Raw genomic sequence first — 25,960 nt, 5'->3', positions numbered from 1 at the left:
CTTTAAGATGGTACATTTACAAATAGACCCACTTTTCTCATGAAATTCTCATTTTATTCTAGGGAACCTCTCACTTTTCTTGTCTATATTGAGAGTAGAACTTAAATAAAGGAGGAATTTAGAAATGAAAAGAAAATTAATGACTGTTGGTGTTGCAGGGGTTGTGATTCTAGGTGGAGCGATTGGGGTGGCCGCTGCGTCAGGGACGGATACATCTAGTCAAAAGACGTCAATAACAGAAGGTGAAGCGAAGCAAATTGTTGAAAAAGAAGTTAATGGTACGATCGAAAAAGTAGAAATGGAAACCGATGACGGACAACGAATTTATGATATTCGAGTTAAAGGAGAAAATAGTAAGGAAACGGATGTCGATGTAAATGCGAAGACGGGGAAAATTATTGACATTGACCGCGACGAGGATCAAGATGATGAGTCGGAGAATGAAGCTAACGCTAACGTCAAATTGTCTATGAATGAGGCGACAGCCATTGCCAAAAAAGAGGCTGAAGGGAAAATGGTAGAAGCAGAATTAGACGATGGGCATTATGACTTTGAATTTAAGGATGGAAACAATGAATACGAAGTTAAGGTCCATGGGCAAACTGGTGAAGTGATCGAATTTGAACAGGAGAAAGATGAAGATTAGTCGAGGAGCTGCCGTAATGGCAGCTCTTTACGTTTACATAATTTTAATGCCCAAACATATTGTAATAATAATTTCTATAGGTTTGATATAATGAGAGAGTAAGGAATGTACTTAAAGGGTTGCTAATGAGGGGATAGATATGGAAACAATCAAAGAATTGATCAGCACCGTCCAAATTGACGAAGATCAAGTCATTGAAATACCTGATGAGCTTCAGCTTGTAGGTCAGGGTAGAAGTGCAGCCGTATTCCGAATCAAAGACACGATGCAGGCTGTGAAAATTTTTTACTCCGAACAGCAAGGGTTGGCTGAAAAGGAAGGGAAGATTTATGAACAGCTTTCAAACTATGTTTATTATCCAGAACTGATTGAAGTCGGGGAAGGATACTTAGTTCTTGAGTATTTAGATGGCATTACTTTTTATGATTGTTTAGTGTGTGGAATCCCGATTACACCACGTATGGTAGCTATGGTTGATGAAGCCTTGGATTATGCTCGCAGTAAAGGACTCAACCCTTCAGATATACATTTAAGAAATATAATGCTGACAAATGATCAACAGATTAAAGTGATTGATGTGGTACGCTTTTCTCAAGAGAAGGAATGTCAACATTGGCCAGATTTGAAAAAGGCCTATTATTCATACTATCAGAAACGTTTTTTTCCAAAAAGATTCTCACCATTTTTCATTGAGATGATTATCAGACTATACAGAAGAAAATTGCTTCCCTTTTAAATAGCCTCGATGCCATCAAGCATCGAGGCTATATTATGCTCAAATATAAAGATAATCCACCTCAGGTCATCCAAATTTTGGATGACCTGAGGTGGATAATTATGGGTGCCTCAATACCGCAATTTCATCAGTATGTTTTTTATTTTCTCATCTTGCATCAGGGTGGACTCGTACTTTTTAGTAATTTCTGTGAGGGCTACATCGTGATAAAAGAATTCAGTGAAAAACTTAACAAGTGGGCTGGACATGGTGGTGATTCCTTGCCATGTCTCGTGTTCTAACCCTGCAAAAAGTATCTCTTTTTCATCGATAATGATTAGTTTATGTCTTTCTAACGCCTCATGTTTTTCGACAGGCAGAAGGACATGGGTATCGCTCAGTAATGTTTTCACATCTCCTACAGATAACACTTCAATTTTAATGTTTTGCCGATTCAGGCTTTCTAATTCTGAGAGGAGCGGCTGGATATCATCACTCCAGCCGGATATATAAATTGATTGTTCGGCGCGGCTGATAAGATCTTCGGTCAGAGAAACAATAGCTGGATGATCCTGTATCGTCCATACTCGATCATCATTAGGCGTCAATTTATATTCGCTGTGTTTTAATGCTTCGACATTTTCTTGAAATTCTCGCGTTAGTTTCTCAATCGTAATGTCTAAAGGAAGTGCTGTATATAATTTCTTTCTTTCTTGAAACGAAGTAAGTAATAAACCTTTTTCTACCAATCGCCCAAGGACTTCATATACTTTAGATTTTGGCACATGTGAATACTTTACGATTGAACTGGCATCAAGCGGCTCGCTGCTTGATGTTAATACCTCAAATATTTGGCTTTCATACTGAGTAAATCCGAACTTCTGCAGCATTATGTACACCTCATTCTTAAAAGCTTTAGTGTTTAAAGAATACACATATTTAAGCATTTCGTAAAATGTATGTCGAATTACCTCTTGCCTTTTTTAGTGTAATTGGTTACCATCTTAGTGGTAACCAATATAGAGAGGGACATGACACAATGAATAAAAAAGTATACATGTTAGCGGTTGTTTCTTTTGTTGTAGGAACAGTCGAGTTAATTATTGGCGGAACATTAGACTTAATAGCTGCAGATTTGAATGTAACTTTAGGGCAAGCTGGACTACTTATTACTATTTTTTCGCTTGTTTTTGCTATTTCTTCCCCTGTTTTGTTAACAGTCACAGCTAAATATGAACGTAAACGGTTAACACTTGTTTGTTTATTGATCTTTTTCCTAGGGAATTTGCTCGCGTTTTGGAGTCCGAATTATACAATCATTATGATTGCAAGAATAATATCAGCTGCAAGCGGTTCTTTGCTCGTTGTGTTAGGAGTTACGCTTGCTTCTTCCATCGTAGAAAAAGAATTTCGGGCCCGAGCGATCGGAATCATTTTTATGGGAGTTAGTGCATCACTAGTTTTGGGAGTTCCTATTGGATTAACACTCGGTAACGCCTTTGGGTGGCGTGCTCCGTTTTTATTTATTGCCATTCTAACCCTGCTGTCGATGATCGGAGTAGCGGTTTTCTTGGAAAAAATTGAACCGAAGCCCATTATTCCATTAAGGGCACAGATTCGTACGTTAAAGAATAATAAAATTTTTAGTGCCCAGATGACATCGTTCTTTTTTCTAACAGGTCACTTGACATTATATGCTTATCTAACACCGTTTCTAAAGTCAACAATGGGTTTAAATGCTGCATGGGTGAGCATTGCATATTTAATATTTGGGGTTGCAGCAGTTTTAGGCGGAGGCGTCGGAGGTGTCATTTCTGATAAATGGGGAGCGGAACGAAGCATTATCGGAATTATTGCTGTGTTCGCGATCGCTATTTTCATGATACCGTTTGTCACTTTTTCCCTTCCTTTATTTCTAGCCGTTATGGTGATATGGAGTATGCTTAGCTGGGCTATTACCCCTGCACAGCAAAGTTATTTAATTAACGCTGCACCGGAAACTTCAGACATCCAGCAAAGTTTAAATAATTCCGCGCTGCATTTTGGGATCGCATTAGGTTCTACGGTAGGAGCATTGGTTATCGAGCAGACATCTGTTGTACACAATGCATCAGTTGGAGGGATATTTGTTTTATTAGCTTTAGGCACAGCATATTTCTCCATTACCAGAAGCAACCAAGTTGTACCCGCTAAAACCATACAAAGCTCATAAATTTTAAATTTCCTATATCTCCCACCTCAGGTCATCCATATTATGGATGACCTGAGGTGGGAGTTTTTGGATTTTCCGTTATAAGTCGGCCAATTTGACTTGGATTCATGATAGAATGGGAGCGAGCTTTAGTAAAAAGAGGGGATGATTAGATGTTTAAGAAGATGGCAACAGATGCTTTAGGTCTAAGTGATATTGGCAGTGTTATCAAACCAGAAGATTATGATAAAGTAGATGCTGACGATTATGTGATGCATGAAGACGATGAGAAGATTTATTTCCTGATTAAATCAAAATCCGATGAGTATTGCTTTACAAATAAAGCCTTGATTCATGTGGACGGGACTAGTGCAGCAAGCAAACAGCGTACGCTTCGCAGATATGCATATAGTACAAATCAGTTTACAAACGTTGAGCTGGAAACGGCTGGTACGATTGATTTGGATGTAGAGATCAAATTTCAATTAGGAAATACACACTTTGATATTGATGTGCACAAGAAATTTATTGAAGACCTTAAGGATCTGTATAAATCGTTGCTGAAAATAGCTGAAATTAATCAGGAGAACGATATTTTGACTGGGTATGCGAAGCAAAGTTTACAAACAGCTTCCGCCACGCTTCAAAATAGCCGAGGCCAGGAGTCCAGTGTTTCAGCTGAATTTAAGGATATTAACGAAACTACTTTTAATTGGTTGTTGGAAACAAAGAAAAAGTATCATATCAAAGACTTTGGATATGTTTTTGACTTGTTCATTCATAATTAAAACGAAAGCCCGGCCTTCCCTGAAAAGGGAAAGGCGGGCTTTTTTTAACTGATTAACTTTAACCCAACAGCTGCTGCAATGATCACGCTTATACAGATTAGGCGTTTCCAATCTTTGGGCTCATCAAAAAAGATCATGCCGAGAATGGCTCCTCCAGCTGCTCCTGTTCCTGTCCAGACTGCGTAGGCAGTCCCCATTGGCAGTTCCTTCATAGCTATTGATAAAAAAATAAAACTAAGCACAAACCCGGTAATCATCGCAATAAGTGATAAAACAGTTCGTGATTTGTGAAATTGGTTGATCATGGTTACGCCAAACATTTCGAATAGACCTGCAGCGATTAACGCCATCCAGCTCATACGGTTTCACGCTCCTCGTGTCCATGTGAATCGGTCAAGAGCTTTAACCCTACAATTCCACTAAGCAAAAATAAGATCAGCATGACTTTTATCCATTGAAAAGGTACTCCAAACAAGACAATCTCCGCCATTACAGTCCCGGCTGTACCCAGGCCAGTAAACACAGCATAAGAAGTACCCACTGGCAGTTTCTTTCCCGAAGCGATGAGCAGATAAAAACTAATGTAAATGGCTAAGGCGGTTCCAGACCAAGCTAATACACTTTCAGCATGTTTTAGGCCAATCACCCAACCAACTTCGAAGAAAGCCGCAACTACTAATTTGAGCCATTCTTTATTCATAGCAATTTCCTCCCTGACATGAAAAGGGGAGATATCTCACAAGTGAGATATCTCCCGGGCTTTTGTCCCTCCGTGTCACGACTAAAAGGTCGTGTGTTTTCTCTCGGTCCAGTCCAATCATTGTGATTGCGGAACCCTAGAAAACAGCTAGTTCAATTACAGTAAGTATAGAATAGAAACGTTATTCGAGCAAATAATAAGAGCAACAAAAGTAAGGAGGGTTTTCAATGGGAAGAGATGAACATAACAGTGGAAAGGGAAAGAAAAAGCACAAATTACCACAAACACCTGATGCTCAAAAACACCCTGGACGTGATATAGAATTTTCTGAAGAAATTGCTGATCATGAAGATTTTGAGGCATTAGAAAGAAGCCGAGAAGCAGATCAACGAGTTCACAACAGACATGAAAATAAATAATTCCATATTGTACCACCTCAGGTCATCCAGAATCTGGATGACCTGAGGTGGTTATTTATTCCTTTTTAATGATTAATATTTTTTTGTACAGAATAAAATGTTTAAACTTAATAACATTTATGTTAAAATACAAAATTGTGTTGAATTTCGTCGGGAATCTATAAGCTACTTAAATAATGGAGGAGGAACAAATTATGAACAGTTTGCGCAAATGGTTACCTGTTGTTTGCCTTAGTGCACTCCTTATCCTTGCTGCTTGTGGAGAATCAAGTTCAGATTCCGCAAGTGATGACAGCAAGAATGAGAAGTCAGGCGACAAAGGAACAATTAGTATTGGGATGAATAACTGGGCTGAAAACGTTGCAGTATCAAACATGTGGAAGATCATCCTGGAGAATAAAGGATATAACGTTGAACTTAAGCAAGTTCAAAAAGGTTTCCTGTATGAAGCTTTATCAAGTGGAGATTTAGATATAGGAATGGAGATTTGGCTGCCACATACAGATAAGGCTTTCTATGAAAAATATAAAGAGGAAATTGACTGGCGAGATACATGGTATGAAGGAACAAAACTTGGAATTGTTGTCCCTTCATATATGAAAGATGTTAATACGATAACAGATCTTAAAAAGCAATCAGATAAGTTTCCAGATCAAAAAATTGTAGGCATCGATGCTGGTGCTAGTATTATGTCATTAACAAAAGAGGCATTAAAAGAGTACAATTTGGATAATTATACCCTTGCATCCTCTTCTGGACCAACTATGATGGCGGAATTAAAAAACAGGATGGAAGAAAAACAACCGATCGCTGTAACCCTATGGAAACCGCATTGGGCTTTTGCAGAGTTGGATCTAAAATTCCTCGAGGATTCCAAAAATGTTTACGGAGACTCTGAAGACATTTCTTATGCAGCAAGACTTGGACTTGAGGAAGATCAGCCAGAAGTTGTGAAGTGGTTTGATAACTTTATGTTAAATGACCAACAGTTAGGCAGCTTAATGGGGGCATTGAATGAGGCGGAATCCCCTGAAGAAGGTGCCCAGAAGTGGGTAGACAATCATCAGGATCTTATTGCTGAGTGGACAAAATAATGGAAACGAAAAACAGCCTGCTTTGTTACAAAAGCAGGCTGTTTTGTAAATTAATCAAAAGGAAAGTATTCAACAAGACATGACACGGCAAGGGCTTTCTCATTTCGTTAATGATACAATGGAGGGTACGATAGAGTGTAGAAAGGGGAAATCTAGTTGTTGCATTCTATAGAACAAGCAAAGGAATCCATTGGCCAAGTTATTATCGGCCAAGATGAAGTCATTGAATTACTTTTTACTGCAATATTAGCAGATGGTCATGTGCTATTAGAAAGTGTTCCCGGGTCAGGAAAAACAAAGCTTGCCAAAAGTTTTGCCAAAATTATGAACGGGAAATTCAGCCGGGTCCAGTTTACACCTGATGTTCTGCCTAGTGATGTTACAGGAATTCAGTTCTTCAATCCCAGAACACAAGAGTTTGAGTTAAGGGAAGGACCCGTTATGACGAACGTACTCCTGGCTGATGAAATTAACCGGGCAACTCCTAAGACTCAGTCAAGCCTACTTGAAGTCATGGAGGAGAAACAAACCACTGTCGATGGGGAGACATTACATATAGCACCACCATTCTTTGTTATGGCTACACAAAATCCTATTGAGGGTAACCACGGTACATTCCCATTGCCAGAGGCTCAACTCGATCGGTTTCTTTTCAAAATAAACATGGGTTATCCATCCCTTGAAGAAGAAACAAATATTTTAAATGCGTACCGTTTGGAGGAACCGCTTCAAGAATTACAAACTTCCCTTGAAAAAGAAGAAATACTCCGGTTGCGCAAAAAAGTAAAGGAAGTCATGTTGGCAGAAGATACCCTTCAATATCTTCTCGACTTAGTCAGGTTCACGAGGAGCCATTCAGACATCGACTTGGGGGTTAGTACAAGAGGCGCTCTTGTATTTATGAGAGCTGTACAGGCAAGAGCCTTGTTAAGGGAGCGAACTTATGCTACGCCGGACGATGTTAAGAAGCTTGTTCCTTTTGTCTTTGAACATCGCATAGTACTTTCAATGGAAGGAGCGATCAGAAAAACGGTAGAACAGGTTGTTGCAGAAATAATGGAAGATGTACCTGTGCCAGTGGAAGCAGGGGACGGCAGTTGAAACAATGGAGCAAAGTAGTCGATTTAGAATCGCGTAAATTCAATGACACTTTACTGGCTTTTTTTATTGTAACGTTTATTGTCTCGGTATATGTTAACAGAACAATCCTGCTGGTTCCGTCAGGGGTGATGTTTATTTTGTTTGCGGCAAGTGCAATTTACAATAAATGGAGTGCGAGCAAGCTTCACTTAGTGAATCGGAAACAAACGGTTCGCCTGTTTCCTAACGATCAAGGCACGATTTGTTTTCGGCTGCAAAATTATTCAAGAACACCGGTGATCAATGGCAAGCTGCAATTTTTAATGGAAAAAAGTGTAGTCGTGGACAGCTGCCCCTACTCCGATGCTTCTAAAGGATACAAATATTCCTTGCCTCTTTCATTAATGAAGCAAGGGGAAACCACGATTCATCTGCCTGTCACTGCAAAGAGAAGAGGGGCAGTGAAGATGAAAGATATAAAATTCATGTTTCCTCATTTAATTAGTTTTAACTCGAGTATATTGAAGTTCCTGCCTCATTTTGAGACAGAAGTGATCGTTTATCCTGAGCTTAAGCCTATTAAAGGAATCGAAACGATTTTTGAGATTGCGCAAGGTAATCAGACGGCATTGCTTTCGCCGTATGAGGATGTTTTGACGCCGGTAGGTACAAGAAAGTATGTCTCAAGTGACCCTTTTCATCGGATTCATTGGAAAGCCTCTGCTAAAACACAACAATTAAGGACAAAAGTGTTAGAGAAACAGGTAGACATAAGCTGGTCCATTGTAGTAAATATCACCGAAGAAACGAGGCTTGGAAACGCTCATGTTTCCAAGCAGCTTGAGAATCATCTATCCTATGCTGCCTTTTTAAATCAATATGCAGTAAAGCATGGCTATCAGGTGGATATGTTTATTAATGCCCGTAAACAGCAAAGTCCGCCATATTATTACCAAGAAGAAGGAACAGGCAAAGAGCATTTGCGGAAATCGCTCGAAACGCTAGCCAGGGTAAGGAAAGACCAGCTTACAGTACCTTTCGATGAGTTGATCCATGGAATGGAGTTACACCTGTATAAAAGAAAAACAATTATTATTATTGGGGAAATCACTGACAGGTCTCGACAACAGCTGAAAATTTGGCAAAGTCGAGGGATGCGCTTGTTTCAAATCGTAGAAGATCAAGGACAGGCGCTTGCTGTCCCTCTAGATAAAAGGAGGGGGATGGATGCCTAAAAGTCAAAAGTTAATGACTCAATTTTATCAATATATTAGTGAAGGCATCCTAGTATACTTTCTCTTATTTCCTATAATTCAAATCAGCGAGCTTACCGTTAACTTCTTACTCTATGCGCTTATCATTCTATTTTCTTTTCTATGCTTTAAGGTGGCAAGCTTGGGCAATGTTACATTTGCCCCTTTTATTTTGGCAACGCCTGTCGTAGCAATTGTTGCGATTTTCTTGTTTGATTTTCCGATACCCATTGCCGTGATCATGTCAGTGATCTTAGTATGGAGGTTTTTAGCTCACGAACATGAGCCTAATAAAGAAAATCAGCCCATTATACTACTGAGCAGCATTTTGATTGTATTTGTTGAAGTTCTTCTTTCCTACGAAAACATCCTGATTTTTGTTTTGATTTTACAATGTTCCGTCATGTTATTTGGTCATCTGATGGCTCATTACTATCAAGTACCCCAAGATGAAAGAAAGAAAGGGACAAGGAATCTTATAAATGGGCTAGTTCTTTTTATTGTAGGTACAATTATGGTGATACTTGCATTAAGCCCAATCAGGTGGCTCGTGGAAAAAGCGTGGTTTCTGGCATCAGGTTTGTTCCTGCAAGGTGTAAAAGGTTTACTCTTTACATTAGAATCAGTTGGAGTAGATGTTTCGAACATTAAAGCGCTGAAAGAGAAGCCAATACTTGAACTCAATGGGCAAATGAAAGAAGAAAACAACGAAAGCTCTAAGAAGCTGATTCAGGAAGAAAATCGTGTCGATGAAGTTAGTCAAGTTATTGAATGGGGTTCGCTTTTGTTGATCGTCCTGACTATAATCATTGTCATCTTTGTAATGAGTCGTAAAAGGAGACAACCTGCAGAGGAAGATCGAACTGCTCAACATGTCTACTATTCTTCTTTATCAAGTGAAACGTTACAGAAGAAAGAAAGCAGGGCTCCAACATTTTGGAGGAGTAAACGGGCTGATCCAGTACGCAGGGAATTTCATCAATTTGAAAAGTTTTCAATCAAAAAAGGATATGGAAGAAGGGTGAATGAATCTATCGAGGAATGGTTTAAGCGTCAAAACTTTAGTGTGGCAAGGACAGACTTATATCAGCAAGTGCGCTATGGGCATGCTAAGCTGAATGAGAATGAACGCAATCGATTTTTCGAAGAGATGAGAGAATTACGTACAGATATTGAAAACAGGTCAAAGGGAAGATGATTCATAGTGGATTCAAGTTTAATCGATCTTCAAAACGGAAATAGTTTTGTAGAAAAGATTCTATAATTAAAGGAGTCGATGAACTGTATGAATCTGGACGATAAAATTAAAAAGTTAGAAAATGTACATTTGGAGAAGCCTCATCGTGTTTTCACTATGTATTTAAATACAGACCCTTCAGACCCGGATCAGCAAGGTGGAGAATGGCGCATTCATTTGAAAAATGGGTTGAATAATTTTGAAGCGTATCTTCAGGAAGAAGGGGACTCCGAGGAAAAACGAAATTTTGAAGCTGTGAAAGAGAAAGTGAATCACTATATTCAAGAAAATGAACAACATTTTGCTAAAAGTGTAGTGCTTTTTGCAACAGCTGATGATTCGGTATGGTTTGCAGAAAGATTACAGATGCCAGTCACTAGTGAATTTTATTGGGAAGAATCTCCCGTACTTGATCAGTTAAAAGAAATGCAGGAGACTTTTCCGAAGACCGGTGTTGTCTTAACTCAAAAAAATCAAATTAAATTGATTGATGCAGAGCTTGGGTCATTGAATGATACCCAGTTATTCGAACTGGACTTAAATACAGAAGATTGGCGTCAGCATCAAGGCCCCCATCATGCAGATGCCTCAATGGGATCCGGCGGTGCAAAAAGCTCAAAACAAGATGAATTTCAAGAACGGTTTGAAGCTAATCGATACCGCTGGTATAAGAGTGTTGCCCCCATAATTGATAAGCAAGCTAAACAATATGGATGGGAGCACATTTATTTAGTAGGTGACAAGAAAGAAACGGAAGATCTGCAGGAAAATATGAATAAGCAAATTCGCAAAGTGATTAACAAGAACCTTCTGGATCATGAAGAAATGCATGTGCTGGAAGAAGTCGTCAGTTAATTTGGATCGGCCCCACAGGACGTGGGGCTTTTTCTAATTAAAGTAACAAGGCGGCCCCCAATATTGTTAATATAGTAGACCCCACACCATAGATAAAGGCAGTCATATAAGCTCTTTTTTTCATCAATGTCATTACTTCGTAACTAAACGTGGAAAATGTTGTGTATCCACCGCAAAATCCGACTGTTACGAGCAACCAGATCCATTCTGGAATATTGAGAGAACGCTGTGCACCAATCAAATAACCAAGCAACATCCCTCCAGATAAATTTGCGAGTGCTGTTCCCCACGGAATCGTTCTATTCTTATTAAGCCATCGACTTAGTTCATAGCGGAGAAGCGCTCCTAGCATTCCGCCGAAAAATACGAAAACGGATGAGATCATACACGCTCACCTAACTTAATACCAGCCCATGTCATGATAGTTCCTCCAATAAGCGAAAGTGCAAGATAATAGCTACCTACATAAAAGCTTTCCTGTAGTAGTTCTATACTTTCTATTGAAAACGTAGAAAAGGTAGTTAACGACCCTGCAAATCCAGTAGTGACTCCTTTTTTGACAGACTCAGGCAAAGCAGAAGTAATAAAGTAATGAAAGAAAAAACTAAGCAGAAAGCAGCCAGCTAAGTTGACGAGTAAAGTGCCATAGGGCAGTAATGCGGTTTGATTATAAGCTTTAGAAAGCCAATAACGTACAGTAGCTCCTGCTCCGCCACCGAGAGCAACGCCTATGTAAATATATTTTCTCAAAGTATCATCTCCTTGCACCTATGTCATTATATCACGCGTTAAAAAAAGAGGTTAGGAATCGGGTTATATGTGGAATACACTTCATATAGCTTTTAGATTTATTCTCTATAAACAAGAAAAGCGCAAGGAAAGGGAGGAGCCAACGATGCAACTAACATTAGAAGTGAATGGTATGACATGCAGTCATTGCGAGAAAGCTGTTAAGGATGTGTTAACGAAACTAGAAGGGGTACATGCTGTTGAAGTGGATGTGGATAGCGGAAAGACCACCATTGCATACGATGAATCTTATGTCAGTAAAGAGTTGATGAAAGAAGCAATTGAGGCCCAGGGCTATAAGCCAGTGGGTTAACGTAAGCATGATAAAGCCTGGCGCCCAACTTTGTGGGGGCCAGGCTTTTTTGGGCCTGCAGGAAGCGGGTCAGTTCGAGGTTGGCACAGGACGTGTCGTTCTTAGTCGAACTTCCTCTGTATCCGGTACTCCCTGAATCCTACCTTGTTGTATCTATCAAGGCGCTTTTCGCTATTGCTACTAGTTATTGAACGCTATAAGGAAACTGTGTTTTGTAGCCGTTAAACTGTTGATAGGATTGTTGGACTTTTGTTTGCTCGGCCTGCTCGACAGCATACCAGCCGTTTTTGAACATAAGATTGTACAAGTTTCGCTGACAATCCTGGGTTTCTTTAAAGATAGTAGATAAATCCTGATACAATGTTTCATTGCTGGCTTCATTAAGGGCGACTGAATAAGATCCTGTCATATACTTTTCGGTTGTCAACTGGTCATTAATAAAGTCACGTTCATTCATTTGAGGCGTTTTAGGAACAGATGTTTCAGGATTTTGAATTTTATTAGATGGTTGGTTTTGATTCATGAAAGCTCCTCCTTAATTCGGTTTGTTCTGCTGATTATTTAAGTGGTTAAGCAGACGGTCGTAATGGCGTTGGTGCATTTGACCAGCTTCTTCTAAAGCTTGTTGTAATTCAGGTGTCTGGCAATTTTGTGCAAAAAAGTGTGCCTTTTTGCATGCGTTCAAATTCCAGGACAGCATATCTGAAAGATATAGCTGGTCCTTGGTGCTCACTATTGGAGGCACTTGAGCCATCGGTTGCGAACTTTTAAATTGTCCAAATTGGTTTTGCTGCATCATCGTTCACTCTCCTTATGATCATTCATTTTAGTATGATCTATAAGGCAAATTAATATGAGATAAGATTATAAACACTTGCTGTCGACATTTCAGACGAAACAATACCCATTTTCTAAAAATAGTGATAAGATATGAGTATGATAGCGTTTACAAAATATAGGCATAATACTTAAATCTTACGGTTTAACTAAAGACAAAATTCTTTGTTTGAACCATGGTTACAGGGGGTTTTTAAGTTGGAACAACTTCTTCGTAATTTCTTTTTGTTTTTGTCTAAAAATCGTTTTTTCACAAAATTGGCTAAGCAATATGGCCTGCGTTTTGGAGCTGGGCGGTTCGTTGCCGGGGAAACTATCCCTAATGCTGTAACCACCATTCAACAGTTGAACGGTAAGGGTTTGGCTGTAACCATTGATCACTTAGGAGAGTTTATAGACACTGAAAAAGAAGCTAAAGAAGCGGCGGACGGCTGTATAGAAGCGATCAAAGCGATTGCTGCCAATGGCTTGGACTCCCAGCTTTCTTTAAAGCTGACTTCAATGGGTCTAGATATTTCTGAAGACATTGTGATGGAAAACATGAGACGGATTCTCAGAGTCGCGGAAGAAAAAGACGTGTTTGTTACCATTGATATGGAAGATCATGAACGATGCGAACAGACCCTCGACATTTTCAAACAATTACGGTCTGAATTCAAACATATAGGTACAGTTTTGCAAGCTTATCTTTATCGTACAGCAGAGGATATAGAGGAGCTGGACCAGTATAATCCTAACCTCCGCCTCGTTAAAGGAGCATATAAAGAATCACCTAAAGTGGCTTTTCCTGATAAGAAAGACGTTGATGAAAATTATAAGAAAATTATCAAAATGCATTTATTAAATGGGAACTATACAGCAATAGCTACCCATGATGATGCAATGATTGAATACACAAAACAAATTGTTGAGAAGCATAATATCCCGAAAGATCAATTTGAATTTCAGATGCTATATGGAATTCGAGTGGAGAGACAGGAAGAACTGGAGAGTGAAGGATATAAAATGCGTGTATATGTACCATTTGGGAATGATTGGTATGGGTACTTTATGCGTCGATTAGCTGAGCGTCCAGCAAACGTAGCTTTTGTTCTAAAAGGTGTTATGGGGAAATAGCTCAGATGGAAAAGCATCAACCATGAGGCGTGCTTTTCTTTCTTTTTATAATGGCGGGTGACATTGAATGCTGTTCATGAAAGTTAGTCTTATTATTTATCAAAATTATCACTAAAAAGATTGCGAAATGTCAGAATATATTTTATAGTGAAAGTAGCTACTTAAAAGATAAGGCTATTTTTTTACCCATAAAATGAATGAGTATTCATTCAAAAATGGATAGGGGGAGACAAATGAGTCACAAGATTAAACGAGCGGCGGTTTTAGGATCCGGGGTTATGGGCGCTGGGATTGCTGCCCATCTGGCAAATGTGGGTATTCCAACGCTATTGTTAGATATTGTACCTCGTGAATTAAATGAGGCTGAAAAGAAACAAGGTTTGTCCTTAAATGATCAGTCTGTGCGAAACCGGCTTGCTGCAGCAAGCAAAAAAGCATTAAAGAAGCAGAAGCCATCCCCGATCACAAGCGAAGCCAGTCTCGATCTTATTGAGGTCGGCAATATGACGGATGACATGCAGAAACTTCAAGAGACTGATTGGGTGATTGAGGTTGTGGTAGAGAACCTTGATATTAAGAAGAAAGTGCTTGCGGATATCGATAAGCACCGAAAACAAGGCAGTATTGTTAGTTCAAATACTTCTGGAATATCGATTGAAGCAATGTCTGAAGAGTGTAGTGAAGATTTCCAAAAACACTTTTTGGGTACTCACTTTTTCAATCCTCCACGTTATTTGAAACTGTTAGAAGTGATCCCTACTAAGACTACAGATCCAGCTATTCTTTCTTTTATGAAGGAATTTGGCGAGGATGTCCTAGGGAAAGGTGTCGTGGTGGCAAAGGATACTCCTAACTTTATCGCTAACCGAATCGGGACTTATGGGCTGCTGGTAACTGTTCAGGAAATGATAAAGGGAAACTATAGCATAGGAGAAGTGGATTCGATCACAGGTCCGCTGATTGGCAGACCAAAGAGTGCTACATTCAGAACCCTGGATGTAGTTGGATTAGATACATTTATTCATGTGGCACATAATGTCCACGAACAGGTAGATGGAAAAGAAAAAGAAATGTTTACAATTCCTGATTTCATGAAGTCCATGTATAAAAATGGCTGGCTTGGGGCTAAAAGTGGTCAAGGCTTCTTCCTCAAGAGACGCGGGGAAAAGGGCAGCGACATACTTCAATTAAATCATGAAACACTTGAATATGAACCAAGACAGAAATTAAAAACAAAAGCTACTGAAATGGCAAAGCAGGAAAAAGGGACAAAAAGGAAGATTAAAGCACTTGTATCTGCTAAAGATGACCGTGCAGGAGATCTCATATGGTCAATCATGAAACCGGTATTACTTTATTCTGCAGAGTTATATGGAAAGATTGCTGACGATGTGCCTTCTATTGATGAAGCGATGCGCTGGGGTTTTGGCTGGGAGTTAGGACCATTTGAATTATGGGATGGGATTGGTGTTAAAGAATCAGTTGAAAGAATGAAAGCTGAAGGAGAAACGGTCCCTAGCTGGATTGACCAAATGATCAAAGATGGTCATGAACATTTCTATAAACAGAAAAGTGGAAACGTTTATTACTATGACCAAGATTCGTATCAGCAACAGTACTTCAATGCGAAACATATAAATCTTAAGCGGCTTAAAGAAACAAAAGAAGTGATTAAGAAAAATGCAGGTGCTAGTTTAATTGATCTAGGTGATGAAGTATTGGGGCTGGAATTTCATTCGCAAAGTAATTCGATAGGTATGGATATTATTCAAATGATTAATTATGCGATTGATGAAGTAGATGATACAAATTATAAAGGTCTGATTATCGGCAACCAGGGTAAGAATTTTTGTGTCGGGGCGAATCTTGGCATGATGTTAATGGAAGCGCAAGATTTCAATTTCTTTGAAATCGAATTAGTTGTGAAACAATTCCAAGATGCCATGATGAGAATAAAATATTCAAATAACCCGGTAGTTTCTGCTCCGTTTGGTATGGCGCTGGGCGGGGGTGCAGAGGTTTGTCTACCAGCTGCTGCTATTCAAGCTTCAAGTGAAACTTACATGGGATTGGTTGAAGCCGGAGTGGGCCTTATCCCTGGTGGAGGAGGAAATAAAGAGCTTTACCTCAAACATTTACGCAATATTCCTCAAGGTGTAGATATTGATTTGCAAAAGGTTGCCAATACAGTTTTTGAAAAAATAGCCATGGCTAAAGTATCCTCTTCAGCAGAAGGTGCAAAAGAAAATGGCTTTTTAGATCAGAGTGATGCCATTAGTGTAAATGGGGACCATTTACTTCATGACGCAAAACAGAAGGTAATTGGGTTAGCTGATTCTGGTTATCAGGCACCAAAACGAACAAAAGTTCCAGTTGTGGGAGAACAAGGTTTTGCCACGATGCTTCTTGGAGCTAAGTCGCTTGCACTTAGCGGCTACGCAAGTAACCATGATCTGAAAATTGCAGAAAAATTAGCTTATGTGCTAGCAGGAGGGCGTGTAAAAGAAGGAACATTAGTTGACGAACAATACTTGCTTGATTTAGAGAAAGAGGCATTTTTAAGTTTAATTGGGGAGGCAAAAACTCAGGCCAGAATGCAGCACATGTTATTGAAAGGAAAGCCGCTGCGTAATTAGAGAGGGGGAAGGAATGTGAAGGAAGCAGTAATAGTATCAGGGGCGAGAACACCTGTAGGGCGTGCGAAGAAAGGGACACTTGCACATACACGTCCTGATGACCTTGCCGCCTTAACGATAAAAGAAACTTTGAAGAGAGCAGGAGGTTATGACGGGGCGATTGATGATCTTATTATAGGATGTGCTATGCCAGAAGCTGAACAAGGTATGAATATGGCACGGAATATAGCAGGTCTTGCAGGATTACCTCATCAAGTTCCTGCTATCACCATTAACCGTTATTGTTCCTCTGGTTTGCAAAGTATTGCTTACGCAGCTGAAAAAATTATGCTTGGTCATAGCGAAACAACTCTCGCTGGAGGGGCAGAGTCCATGAGTTTAATTCCAATGGGCGGTCACGTTATTAAACCGAATGTCAAGCTTGTCGAGCAGGCCCCGGAGTATTACATGTCCATGGGGCAGACTGCTGAGGAAGTAGCCAATCGATTTTCCATTTCACGGGAAGAACAGGATGCGTTTGCTGTTCGGAGCCACGAGAGAGCTGCCAGGGCAATTCGTGAAGGAAAGTTCAAGGATGAAATTGTTCCTGTTGAAGTAACGAATCGTACACTAGACCATAAAAACCGCTTGAAAGAGGAGGAAATCACCTTTTCCATGGATGAAGGAGTACGGGAAGGCACCACGACAGAGGTGCTGGCAAAATTAAAACCAGCTTTCTCCGTTACTGGATCAGTGACGGCTGGAAACTCATCGCAAATGAGTGATGGTGCGGCATCAGTGCTCGTAATGGATCGGGAAAAAGCTGCATCTGAAGGAATGAGCCCACTGGTGAAATTTCGGTCATTTGCCGTAGCGGGGGTAGAGCCAGACATAATGGGAGTAGGCCCCGTTGAAGCAGTTCCAAAGGCATTGAAGCTCGCAGGCCTGGAACTTAAGGATATTGGTCTTTTTGAATTAAATGAAGCTTTTGCTTCTCAATCCCTGCAAGTGATTCGGAAGCTTGGTCTGGACATTGATAAGGTAAATGTAAATGGCGGAGCTATTGCATTGGGGCATCCACTTGGCTGCACGGGAACGAAGCTGACATTAAGTTTAATCCATGAAATGAAGCGCAGAAATGAACAGTTTGGCGTGGTTACTATGTGCATTGGCGGTGGAATGGGAGCTGCTGGTGTATTTGAGTTAATCTAAGAGGAGGAACAGGGATGAGCGAAACGAAAGAAATGATCAAAGGCGGCGGTTTTTTAGTAGAAGATTTAACGGCAGAAGATGTTATTACACCAGAGGACTTTACAGATGAACATCATATGATTGCTAAAACAACGGAAGATTTTGTTTTAGGTGAAGTGGTACCGAAAATTGATAACCTGGAAAACCATGAATTTGAACATTCCGTGGCTCTACTTAAAAAGGCTGGAGAACTAGGATTGTTAGGTGCTGATGTGCCAGAGGAATACGGCGGACTTCAACTTGACAAGATTAGTTCATCACTAATCACTGAAAAATTCTCGCGGGCAGGCGGCTTTTCTGTTACTCACGGAGCTCATGTTGGGATTGGTTCGCTCCCTATTGTCTTTTTTGGAAATGAGAAGCAGAAACAAAAGTATTTACCTCAGTTAGCTACAGGAGAAAAATTAGCAGCTTATGCACTTACAGAACCAGGTTCAGGGTCAGATGCTCTAGGTGCAAAGACAGCGGCTAAGCTTAATGAGGCCGGTACCCATTATATTCTTAATGGAGAGAAACAATGGATCACAAACTCGGCTTTCGCTGATTTGTTTATCGTTTATGCAAAAATAGATGGGGAGAAATTTACTGCTTTTATCGTCGAACGTGACTCTTCAGGTGTATCTACGGGTCCCGAAGAAAAGAAAATGGGAATTAAAAGTTCATCTACAAGAACCTTAGTGCTTGAAGATGTTGAAGTGCCTGTTGAGAATGTACTTGGAGAGATTGGAAAAGGACATATTATAGCATTTAACATTCTTAATGTCGGTCGTTATAAGCTGGCAATTGGCGGTGTAGGAGGTGCAAAACGCGGAATTGAATTGGCGGTTAAATATGCGAATGAACGGAAGCAGTTTAAAACGCCTATCTCAGGATTCCCTCTAATCCAGGAAAAGATTGCATCTGTTGCAGCTAATACGTATGCAAATGAAAGTTCTGTCTATCGTACGGTCGGCCTTTTTGAGCAGAGTATGGGTAAACTAAGCGATGAACAACTAAAAGATGGAGCAGCGGTGGCTAAAGTAATCGCGGAATATGCAATTGAGTGCTCTCTCAATAAAGTGTTTGCAACCGAACTGCTGGATTTTGCGGCAGACGAGGCTGTACAAATTCACGGCGGTTATGGATTTATGCAGGAATATGAAGTAGAACGTATGTATCGAGATTCAAGAATTAATCGAATTTTCGAAGGCACAAATGAAATAAACCGCATGATTGTACCAGGGACTCTACTTAAAAAAGCAATGAAAGGTGAACTGCCTCTTCTGCAAAAAGCTCAAGCACTTCAAGAAGAGATCATGACAATGATGCCTGAAGAACCAGGTGATGATGCATTAGAACAAGAAAAATATCTTTTGAAGAATGCTAAGAAAATAGCTCTCTTAGCTGCTGGTCTTGCCGCTCAGAAATACGGTGAGAAATTAGAGAATGAGCAGGAAATTCTTGTGAACATTGCTGATATCACAGGAGAAATCTACAATATGGAATCAGCAATTTTACGGACAGATAAGGCAATCCAAAAGCAAGGGGAAGAGAAAAACACTCAAAAACTCCTTTATACTCAAGTATATGTGCAGGAAGCTTTCAATCGTATCGAAGCTCATGCGAAAGAAACATTGTTAGCAGCAGAAGCTGGTGACTCGCTCAGGATGATGCTGGGAGCTTTACGAAAGCTTACACGCCATACACCTTCAAATGTAATTGCAAAAAAGCGGGAGGTTGCCCAGACGTTAATTAAAGAACAAAAATACACTGTTTAAATTAAAGGAGCCCTGTCCATGATTTTTCTTCTCAGGGCTCCTTTTGAATGTGTATCGAAATGGATTTCTTATTGCCAATCTGAACTAACGAATGATATTTTTCTTGTCAGTATGGTAAAATAAGAATCAACCATCAGTAAGGGAGGGAAGCGAATGTCATTAACCTTCTACTGGTACCCTAATTGTGGTACTTGCAAAAAAGCTAAAAAGTGGTTAGACGATAATGGCTTAGATTACGAATCAATACATATCGTTGAGCAGACACCTAATGAAGACGAACTCCGACAGCTGATCCATCATAGCGATCTTCCCGCTCGCAAATTTTTCAATACGAGTGGAAAGGTGTATCGTGAACATAATATGAAAGAAAAGTTGAAGGATGCAACAGAAAAAGAGATGATCACGTATCTGGCTTCTGATGGAATGTTAATTAAACGTCCAATCGTAACAGATGGTACAAAGGTCACGGTCGGCTTTAAAGAGGAACAGTTCACTGGGACTTGGATCTAGTGAGCAGAAGGCTGGAAATAAAAGCTCAAAGCTTTTATGGTTATATTTGTTGTTTATACTATTTATAATTTGGAGGGATAGGTATGAGTTTACCTAAAGATTTACGTTATTCTGAAGAGCATGAATGGGTAAAAGAAGAAGAAGGAAGTAAAGTACGAATTGGAATAACTGATTTTGCACAATCCGAACTTGGAGATATTGTATTTGTTGAGCTTCCAGAAGTTGGGGAAGAAATCGAAGCGGACGAGCCATTTGGTAGTGTGGAATCTGTTAAAACGGTTTCGGAATTATATGCTCCACTTAGTGGAAAAGTAGTAGAAATTAATGAGGAGCTGGAAGACAGTCCTGAATTCGTTAATGAGTCTCCATATGATAAGGCATGGATGATCATCATTGAGCCAAGTGAGTCTTCTGAAATGGAACAATTAATGTCTGCTGAGCAGTATGAAGAAATGATTGACGAAGATTAATATTCGTTTCTAATAAGAGTACAGGCAAGGTTATAAAATGGTCTTTGCCTGCATGAACACAGGCTGTTTTAAATCATGTGCAGACCATGCTTACACGGCATGGTCTGTTTCTATATAGTGGGTGATAGGGTTGAATGAAGACAGAATTGTGATTGTCGAAGGGATTACAGATAAAAAGAAGCTGAATAAAGTTTTGAAAGAGACCGTGGAGATTATATGTACGCATGGTACACTGGGAATTGAAAGAATGGAGGAGTTAATTCTTGATAACAACCTTGATCATAGACCAGTCTTTATTTTGGTAGATGAAGATGATTCCGGTTACAAACTTCGAAAGCAACTCACTGAAGAACTCCCTCATGCCGTTCATATTTATATTGATAAAGCATTTAGAGAAGTAGCAGCTACCCCAGAGCCTGAACTTGCTCGTGCACTGCTGAGCAGACATTTTCAAGTTAAGCCAATGTATTTAATCTAGGAGGAGCAATTTGCTTACATTAGACGAGTCAAAAGCAGCTAATCACCTTAATGAGAAGCATACAGCGCTCACTTTTATTCACAGTCCCTTTTGTGGAACATGTCACATTGCCAGAAAAATGTTAGTCACTATAGAAGAAGTTTATCAATCGGGCTTATTTTATGAGTTAAATGCTTCACTACACCCGAAACTAATGCAAGATTATAGAATAGAAAGTGTTCCGTGTATGCTGATTACAAAGGAGGGCGGGGTGGTTGAGAAGATCTATGCATTCCACTCTGTCCCACATATGTTAGAGAGAATAGCGCAATATGTAAAAAAGTAGCTTGATTTCCCGGGAAATGGCGAACGATTCCAAGGGAATAAGGCAGGGATCTCCCCTCTAAATCACGAAAATTTTATTGTGAAGTTATAAGGGGGGATTAGTTTGGTTGAGTTGGTGGAAGAGTGGATCAATCGAGTTAATGGCAGGTCAGATCTACTTCCAAGGTGGAAAAAGAGAAAAATGCTTTTAACCATTCAAGCAAATAATGATGATATTAAAATTTATATTTCACAAGATGGAATGAAGCTCACGCGTGAAAAGGACCTCACGGATCGTTTACAGATTTCCTCCACTTATAAAGTATTTCACCAGTTGTTAGGAGGAAACCTTAAACTTACTGCGCTCCCGAAGTCTATCGTAAGAATAGAAGGAGAGTATCGTGATGTACTTTTAATAGAATCGTTACTAATGCTGTCTCATTAGATTAGAGTACCAACAGCTTCTACAATGGTGAGAAATGAGGTTTGATCACCAAATTTATGCGTTACATCCCCATCTTTGTTAATGAGAATGGTAGTAGGTACTCCTTCGCATTTATACTGGTTATACACTTTCACTCCGTTGTCCTCCAAAGTTGGCTGGGTGAGAAATTTCTCCGTGAATATTCTCCCGTCATTGTTATTTCTCTCCCGCCCCTTAACGTTTATTGTAATCATCTTTACTTTTTCTTCGTCCAAGGATTTGAAGAGCTGCTCTTTCTTTGGTAAATCCACTCCACAATCAGGGCACCAGGAAGCCCAAAAAGTGATCATAATTACTTTTCCAAGATCCTCTGTTAATCGGTATGTTTCCTGAGAATGAATAAAGGGTAATTCGAAGTCAATTTCCTCGTTCATTTTAGCTCCTCCTAACTTTTTCATTGACGAGAATGCAACCCCATGCTAACATATTCTTATTATAAATATCGACATCTTCACTTACCAAGAGAGGCAGAGGGACTGGCCCTTTGACGCCCGGCAACCGGTTTTCTTACAATACGGTGCTAATTCCAGCAAAGCAGAGAGCTTTGAAAGATGAGAAGAGAATGGAAAGACCATCTCTTCTAAAAGGAAGAGATTTCTTTATGTCGATTTTTGTTGACAGGTTAAAGAAGTGGTGCTAAAATCCTGTTTGTATCATTCAGAAAACTACATTTGAAAATATGAATATACGTATCTCTTATCAAGAGAGGCGGAGGGACTGGCCCGTTGATGCCCGGCAACCGTCAAGTTTAATAACTTGAAAAGGTGCCAATTCCTGCAAAGCTTTATGCTTTGGCAGATGAGAGAACAGAAGATATCAAGACGTGTATACGCCTTTCTGTTCTCAACAGAAAGGCGTTTTTTAATTTATTTTATGGCTATAGCGCTTTTCCCTTTAGAAGGTGGTTCATTTTAATCAGTGTAGTTTTCGAACACAGGGAATTGCAGCTTGTTTTTAGGAGGCGCAGTGTTGATTTCGATTAAGGAATTATCAAAAGTTTTTTATACGAAAGATCAGAATGTCCGTGCAGTTGATAAGCTGGACTTGGATATTGATAAAGGTGAAATATACGGGGTTATTGGTTACAGTGGTGCTGGTAAAAGTACGTTTATTAGGCTTTTGAATCGTCTTGAGGAGCCAAGTAGCGGACGTGTAACCATTGATAACGAAAATGTTACTGAACTAAAGAAAGGTAAACTGAGAGTGGCCAGACAGGAAATAGGTATGATCTTTCAACATTTTAATCTGCTTTGGTCAAGAACAGTTTTCGATAATATATCCTTTCCGTTAGAAATAGCCGGGATAAAAAAAGAAGAGCGTAAAAAACGTGTAAATGAACTGATCGATTTGGTGGGGTTGTCGGGCAGAGGTGGTTCCTACCCTTCACAATTAAGCGGTGGTCAGAAGCAAAGAGTGGGAATTGCCAGAGCATTGGCTAACAATCCCAAAGTACTCTTGTGTGATGAAGCAACTTCAGCACTTGATCCTGAAACCACAGACTCTATATTGGAGTTGTTAGTCGATATTAACCGAAAGCTCGGATTAACGATCGTCTTGATCACTCATGAAATGCATGTGATTCGGAAAATTTGTCATCGGGTCGCCGTAATGGAAGAAGGGAAAATTGTCGAGTCAGGGGATGTGCTGGATGTATTTCTGTATCCTAAACAAAAAGTTACGAAACGGTTTGTGGACCAAGTAATGGGTGACCCTGATCGAGAACATTCTTTAGGACTTATCAATGAAACATACAAAACCGGTGAGATCGTAAAACTTCACTTTATTGGTGAAAGCACGAACCAGGCTCTTATTAGTGAACTTTCCAGGGAGTTTACGGTTGATGTAAATATTCTTCATGGGAAAATTACGCAAACTCAAAAAGGAGCTTATGGCACCTTGTTTGTCCAGTTTGTTGGAGATAAAGAAGAAATAGACAGGGCAATCGCTTATATTCAAACCACTTCTGTCCAAGTGGAGGTGAACCCAGATGAATAATGGATTGTTCGCAAATGTTGAAATGCAAGATATGATTACTGCAACGAATGAAACACTATTTATGACAAGTATTTCAGTAGCAGGGACGTTTATACTCGGATTGTTACTTGGATTGCTTTTATACCTGTCAGGACCGGGAGGATTATGGCAGAACAAACCATTAAACTGGGTCACGGCATCATTAGTTAACGTATTTCGAGCCATTCCTTTTATTATTTTAATCCTGTTATTATTCCCATTTACTGATTTTCTGATGGGAACGATTCGCGGACCTAGAGCGGCTCTTCCGGCCCTTATTATTGGGGGCGCACCTTTCTATGCCAGATTGGTGGAAATTGCCTTGAAGGAAGTGGATAAAGGCGTTATTGAAGCTGCAAAATCAATGGGAGCAAAATATTCCACCATTATTTTCAAAGTATTACTGCCAGAGTCAATGCCTGCGTTGATATCAGGAATTACGGTAACAGCCATTGCGCTGATTGGTTACACGGCGGTAGCAGGTGTGATTGGTGCAGGGGGACTTGGTGACTTTGCATACTTTTACGGATTTCAACGCAGTGATTTTGGTGTTGTACTTGTGTGTACGTTCTTAATTGTAGTAATCGTATTTATATTCCAATTCATTGGAGACGTAATTTCCCACAAATTGGATAAAAGATAAACTTTATATAAAAGGGGATGGAAAGTATGAAAAAATTATGGACTGGTGTTACTGCTTTATTATTGATCTTAGTCCTCTCTGCATGTGGTTCTTCTGATGAAAGTTCTTCTTCTGGTAAAACGGAAATCAAGGTGGGAGCAACCAGTATTCCACACGCTGAAATTCTTCAGCAAGCAAAACCGATTCTTAAAGAAAAAGGAATTTCACTAAAAATCGAAGAATATCAGGACTATATTTTGCCTAACAAGGATTTAGCTGAAGGCAGAATTGATGCGAATTACTTTCAGCATATCCCTTACTTAAAGGCACAGAAAGAAGAACACGGATATGATTTTGCAAACCTTGGTGGAATTCATATCGAACCAATGGGGATTTACTCAAAGAATATTTCCAGTATTGATGAAATCAAAGAGGGCACAACGGTGATTATGAGCCGGTCAGTAGCTGACCACGGACGTATTTTATCGCTTCTTGAAAAAGAAGGCTTGATTAAACTGGATGAAAGCATTGATGCGGTGAATGCAACCGTTGAAGATATTGTAGAAAATCCTAAAAATCTAAAATTTGATACAGGTATCGACGCTGCTCTTCTCCCTAAAACATACAAGCGAGAAGAAGGCGCATTAGTAGCCATTAACACCAATTACGCTATTCAGGCCGGTTTGAACCCTAGTGAAGACGCGTTAATTCTAGAAGATTCTGAATCACCATATGTGAACGTTGTAGCTGCAAAAAGTGAGGATAAAGATTCCAAAGCTCTTCAAACACTAGTTGAAGTTCTTCACTCAGAAGAGATCCAAACTTATATCAAGGAAGAATATGATGGAGCGGTTGTTCCAGTTGATGGAAAGTAAAATAAAGTAACGCATACGATACGTGACTTCGTTCATACTAAACGGAGTCACGTATTTCTATTATAGGAGGCATTTCATATGGAAGAACAGGATGTCAACTGGACAACGGCATTTTTACAAGAGTATAAACATGGTATAGGTGTCTTTTCAGAAAAAATGCCTGAGGCTGCACGTCATTTTAATGCTTTTTCAGAAGCATGTTTCAATGATGGAGAACTCTCTAAAAAAGATAAGCAGCTTATGGCTCTTAGTATAAGCATTGTTGCTCAGGATGAGTATTGCATGATTTATCATACAAAAGGCTGCGTGGATCAAGCTGCAAGTGAGCAGGAAATCATGGAGGCTTGCGGAGTGGCTGCTGCATTCGGAGGCGGGGCTGCACTAAGTCAGGCAGTGACACTCGTACAGGACGCTTACTCTGATTTATCTACAACTAAACATTAGACGTTATTTATTCAAGAGTTTTTTGAAAAGTGAAGTAAATCAGACTTATTATAAACAAATAGATGTATAAGGTTGTATTATTATTCAAATTCGCTTCAAAAATCC

32 protein-coding genes and 3 riboswitches are annotated in these 25,960 nt (G+C 39.7%); of the genes, 24 read left to right on the top strand and 8 right to left on the bottom strand.

Annotated features, from left to right (window positions below; all coding sequences use genetic code 11):
* Positions 1–124 precede the first annotated feature (124 nt).
* Together B5354_RS06220 and B5354_RS06215 are read left to right on the top strand one after the other, a co-directional pair.
* The gene (locus B5354_RS06220; RefSeq protein ID WP_079527008.1) at positions 125–646 is read left to right on the top strand and encodes a PepSY domain-containing protein; all 522 of its coding nucleotides are present in this window, start codon (positions 125–127) and stop codon (positions 644–646) included.
* Positions 647–785: 139 nt separating this feature from the next.
* Positions 786–1,382, top strand: a complete 597-nt coding sequence (locus B5354_RS06215; RefSeq protein WP_079527006.1) for a serine/threonine-protein kinase — start codon at positions 786–788, stop codon at positions 1,380–1,382.
* A 110-nt stretch (positions 1,383–1,492) separates the two neighbouring features.
* Here B5354_RS06215 and B5354_RS06210 read toward each other — a convergent pair whose 3' ends face one another.
* Positions 1,493–2,251, bottom strand: a complete 759-nt coding sequence (locus B5354_RS06210) for a TrmB family transcriptional regulator (protein WP_079527004.1) — start codon at positions 2,249–2,251, stop codon at positions 1,493–1,495.
* Between the two features lie 149 nt (positions 2,252–2,400).
* Between B5354_RS06210 and B5354_RS06205 the strand changes: the two genes are divergently transcribed.
* Together B5354_RS06205 and B5354_RS06200 are read left to right on the top strand one after the other, a co-directional pair.
* A complete protein-coding gene (locus B5354_RS06205) occupies positions 2,401–3,573 on the top strand; it encodes an MFS transporter (protein WP_079527002.1) in 1,173 nt (390 codons plus the stop codon).
* A gap of 152 nt (positions 3,574–3,725) precedes the next feature.
* Positions 3,726–4,340 carry a PH domain-containing protein gene (locus tag B5354_RS06200; RefSeq protein WP_079527000.1) on the top strand — a complete coding sequence of 205 codons (615 nt, stop codon included), beginning with the start codon at positions 3,726–3,728 and terminating at the stop codon, positions 4,338–4,340.
* 44 nt (positions 4,341–4,384) lie between these two features.
* Here B5354_RS06200 and B5354_RS06195 read toward each other — a convergent pair whose 3' ends face one another.
* Together B5354_RS06195 and B5354_RS06190 are read right to left on the bottom strand one after the other, a co-directional pair.
* Positions 4,385–4,699, bottom strand: coding sequence for a DMT family transporter (locus B5354_RS06195; RefSeq protein ID WP_079526998.1), 315 nt, complete (start codon positions 4,697–4,699; stop codon positions 4,385–4,387).
* A complete protein-coding gene (locus B5354_RS06190; protein WP_079526996.1) occupies positions 4,696–5,040 on the bottom strand; it encodes a DMT family transporter in 345 nt (114 codons plus the stop codon). Before B5354_RS06190 ends, B5354_RS06195 begins: the two co-directional genes overlap by 4 nt.
* Before the next feature lie 49 nt (positions 5,041–5,089).
* Positions 5,090–5,191: riboswitch (guanidine-I (ykkC/yxkD leader) on the bottom strand.
* 76 nt (positions 5,192–5,267) lie between these two features.
* On the opposite strand from B5354_RS06190, the gene B5354_RS06185 reads away from it, so the two are divergent.
* The 6 genes from B5354_RS06185 (at position 5,268) to B5354_RS06160 (ending at position 10,978) form a co-directional block, all read left to right on the top strand.
* Positions 5,268–5,459: a YfhD family protein gene (locus tag B5354_RS06185; RefSeq protein WP_079526994.1), complete on the top strand. Its 192-nt coding sequence runs from the start codon at positions 5,268–5,270 to the stop codon at positions 5,457–5,459.
* A gap of 194 nt (positions 5,460–5,653) precedes the next feature.
* Positions 5,654–6,553, top strand: a complete 900-nt coding sequence (locus tag B5354_RS06180; protein ID WP_079526992.1) for a glycine betaine ABC transporter substrate-binding protein — start codon at positions 5,654–5,656, stop codon at positions 6,551–6,553.
* Positions 6,554–6,712: 159 nt separating this feature from the next.
* Positions 6,713–7,654, top strand: a complete 942-nt coding sequence (locus tag B5354_RS06175) for an AAA family ATPase (RefSeq protein ID WP_139377120.1) — start codon at positions 6,713–6,715, stop codon at positions 7,652–7,654.
* Entirely contained in the window at positions 7,651–8,868 is a 1,218-nt protein-coding gene (locus B5354_RS06170) for a DUF58 domain-containing protein (protein WP_079526988.1), read from the top strand. The genes B5354_RS06175 and B5354_RS06170 overlap by 4 nt, the downstream gene beginning before the upstream one ends.
* A complete protein-coding gene (locus tag B5354_RS06165; RefSeq protein WP_079526986.1) occupies positions 8,861–10,084 on the top strand; it encodes a hypothetical protein in 1,224 nt (407 codons plus the stop codon). Before B5354_RS06170 ends, B5354_RS06165 begins: the two co-directional genes overlap by 8 nt.
* Before the next feature lie 87 nt (positions 10,085–10,171).
* Positions 10,172–10,978: a VLRF1 family aeRF1-type release factor gene (locus B5354_RS06160; RefSeq protein ID WP_079526984.1), complete on the top strand. Its 807-nt coding sequence runs from the start codon at positions 10,172–10,174 to the stop codon at positions 10,976–10,978.
* Between the two features lie 37 nt (positions 10,979–11,015).
* On the opposite strand, the gene crcB (B5354_RS06155) is transcribed toward B5354_RS06160, so the two are convergent.
* Entirely contained in the window at positions 11,016–11,363 is a 348-nt protein-coding gene (gene crcB / locus B5354_RS06155) for a fluoride efflux transporter CrcB (RefSeq protein WP_079526982.1), read from the bottom strand.
* On the bottom strand, positions 11,360–11,728 hold the full coding sequence (crcB, locus tag B5354_RS06150) for a fluoride efflux transporter CrcB (protein WP_176142421.1): 369 nt from the start codon (positions 11,726–11,728) through the stop codon (positions 11,360–11,362). The genes crcB (B5354_RS06155) and crcB (B5354_RS06150) overlap by 4 nt, the downstream gene beginning before the upstream one ends.
* Positions 11,729–11,873: 145 nt before the next feature.
* Between crcB (B5354_RS06150) and B5354_RS06145 the strand changes: the two genes are divergently transcribed.
* Complete coding sequence (locus tag B5354_RS06145; protein WP_079529097.1) at positions 11,874–12,080, top strand: copper ion binding protein; 207 nt, start codon at positions 11,874–11,876, stop codon at positions 12,078–12,080.
* Between the two features lie 184 nt (positions 12,081–12,264).
* Here the strand turns inward: B5354_RS06145 and B5354_RS06140 are convergent, their stop codons facing one another.
* The gene (locus tag B5354_RS06140; protein WP_079526978.1) at positions 12,265–12,603 is read right to left on the bottom strand and encodes a spore coat protein; all 339 of its coding nucleotides are present in this window, start codon (positions 12,601–12,603) and stop codon (positions 12,265–12,267) included.
* Positions 12,604–12,615: 12 nt separating this feature from the next.
* Entirely contained in the window at positions 12,616–12,879 is a 264-nt protein-coding gene (locus tag B5354_RS06135; protein ID WP_425432095.1) for a hypothetical protein, read from the bottom strand.
* 236 nt (positions 12,880–13,115) lie between these two features.
* On the opposite strand from B5354_RS06135, the gene B5354_RS06130 reads away from it, so the two are divergent.
* The 9 genes from B5354_RS06130 (at position 13,116) to B5354_RS06090 (ending at position 21,862) form a co-directional block, all read left to right on the top strand.
* Positions 13,116–14,033, top strand: a complete 918-nt coding sequence (locus B5354_RS06130; RefSeq protein ID WP_079526977.1) for a proline dehydrogenase family protein — start codon at positions 13,116–13,118, stop codon at positions 14,031–14,033.
* A 233-nt stretch (positions 14,034–14,266) separates the two neighbouring features.
* Positions 14,267–16,669 (top strand): 3-hydroxyacyl-CoA dehydrogenase/enoyl-CoA hydratase family protein, encoded by a 2,403-nt coding sequence (locus B5354_RS06125; RefSeq protein ID WP_079526975.1) that lies wholly within the window; start codon positions 14,267–14,269, stop codon positions 16,667–16,669.
* 15 nt (positions 16,670–16,684) lie between these two features.
* Positions 16,685–17,860: an acetyl-CoA C-acetyltransferase gene (locus B5354_RS06120; RefSeq protein WP_079526973.1), complete on the top strand. Its 1,176-nt coding sequence runs from the start codon at positions 16,685–16,687 to the stop codon at positions 17,858–17,860.
* 14 nt (positions 17,861–17,874) lie between these two features.
* Positions 17,875–19,656 carry an acyl-CoA dehydrogenase family protein gene (locus B5354_RS06115; RefSeq protein WP_079526971.1) on the top strand — a complete coding sequence of 594 codons (1,782 nt, stop codon included), beginning with the start codon at positions 17,875–17,877 and terminating at the stop codon, positions 19,654–19,656.
* 153 nt (positions 19,657–19,809) lie between these two features.
* Positions 19,810–20,166 carry an arsenate reductase family protein gene (locus B5354_RS06110; protein ID WP_079526969.1) on the top strand — a complete coding sequence of 119 codons (357 nt, stop codon included), beginning with the start codon at positions 19,810–19,812 and terminating at the stop codon, positions 20,164–20,166.
* Between the two features lie 83 nt (positions 20,167–20,249).
* Positions 20,250–20,636 carry a glycine cleavage system protein GcvH gene (gene gcvH / locus B5354_RS06105; RefSeq protein WP_079526967.1) on the top strand — a complete coding sequence of 129 codons (387 nt, stop codon included), beginning with the start codon at positions 20,250–20,252 and terminating at the stop codon, positions 20,634–20,636.
* Between the two features lie 130 nt (positions 20,637–20,766).
* Entirely contained in the window at positions 20,767–21,114 is a 348-nt protein-coding gene (locus B5354_RS06100; RefSeq protein WP_079526965.1) for a toprim domain-containing protein, read from the top strand.
* Between the two features lie 10 nt (positions 21,115–21,124).
* Positions 21,125–21,439: a thioredoxin family protein gene (locus B5354_RS06095; protein ID WP_079526962.1), complete on the top strand. Its 315-nt coding sequence runs from the start codon at positions 21,125–21,127 to the stop codon at positions 21,437–21,439.
* Between the two features lie 102 nt (positions 21,440–21,541).
* Entirely contained in the window at positions 21,542–21,862 is a 321-nt protein-coding gene (locus B5354_RS06090) for a hypothetical protein (RefSeq protein ID WP_079526960.1), read from the top strand.
* On the opposite strand, the gene B5354_RS06085 is transcribed toward B5354_RS06090, so the two are convergent.
* Positions 21,859–22,275, bottom strand: coding sequence for a TlpA family protein disulfide reductase (locus B5354_RS06085; RefSeq protein ID WP_079526958.1), 417 nt, complete (start codon positions 22,273–22,275; stop codon positions 21,859–21,861). The genes B5354_RS06090 and B5354_RS06085 overlap by 4 nt on opposite strands.
* Before the next feature lie 78 nt (positions 22,276–22,353).
* A riboswitch (SAM riboswitch) is annotated at positions 22,354–22,459 on the top strand.
* Positions 22,460–22,594: 135 nt separating this feature from the next.
* A riboswitch (SAM riboswitch) is annotated at positions 22,595–22,706 on the top strand.
* Positions 22,707–22,870: 164 nt separating this feature from the next.
* Between B5354_RS06085 and B5354_RS06080 the strand changes: the two genes are divergently transcribed.
* The 4 genes from B5354_RS06080 to B5354_RS06065 all read left to right on the top strand — a co-directional run bounded on the left by B5354_RS06080 (position 22,871) and on the right by B5354_RS06065 (position 25,855).
* Positions 22,871–23,896: a methionine ABC transporter ATP-binding protein gene (locus tag B5354_RS06080; protein WP_079526956.1), complete on the top strand. Its 1,026-nt coding sequence runs from the start codon at positions 22,871–22,873 to the stop codon at positions 23,894–23,896.
* The gene (locus B5354_RS06075) at positions 23,889–24,557 is read left to right on the top strand and encodes a methionine ABC transporter permease (protein WP_079526954.1); all 669 of its coding nucleotides are present in this window, start codon (positions 23,889–23,891) and stop codon (positions 24,555–24,557) included. Before B5354_RS06080 ends, B5354_RS06075 begins: the two co-directional genes overlap by 8 nt.
* Before the next feature lie 26 nt (positions 24,558–24,583).
* A complete protein-coding gene (locus B5354_RS06070; protein ID WP_079526952.1) occupies positions 24,584–25,411 on the top strand; it encodes a MetQ/NlpA family ABC transporter substrate-binding protein in 828 nt (275 codons plus the stop codon).
* Positions 25,412–25,489: 78 nt separating this feature from the next.
* The gene (locus B5354_RS06065; RefSeq protein ID WP_079526950.1) at positions 25,490–25,855 is read left to right on the top strand and encodes a carboxymuconolactone decarboxylase family protein; all 366 of its coding nucleotides are present in this window, start codon (positions 25,490–25,492) and stop codon (positions 25,853–25,855) included.
* Positions 25,856–25,960: the final 105 nt, after the last annotated feature.

The organism is Halobacillus hunanensis, assembly GCF_900166655.1.
Classification (GTDB): domain Bacteria; phylum Bacillota; class Bacilli; order Bacillales; family Halobacillaceae; genus Halobacillus_A; species Halobacillus_A hunanensis.
The sequence above is the reverse complement of the archived record's forward strand: the minus strand, read 5'-3'. Positions and strand labels throughout refer to the sequence as shown.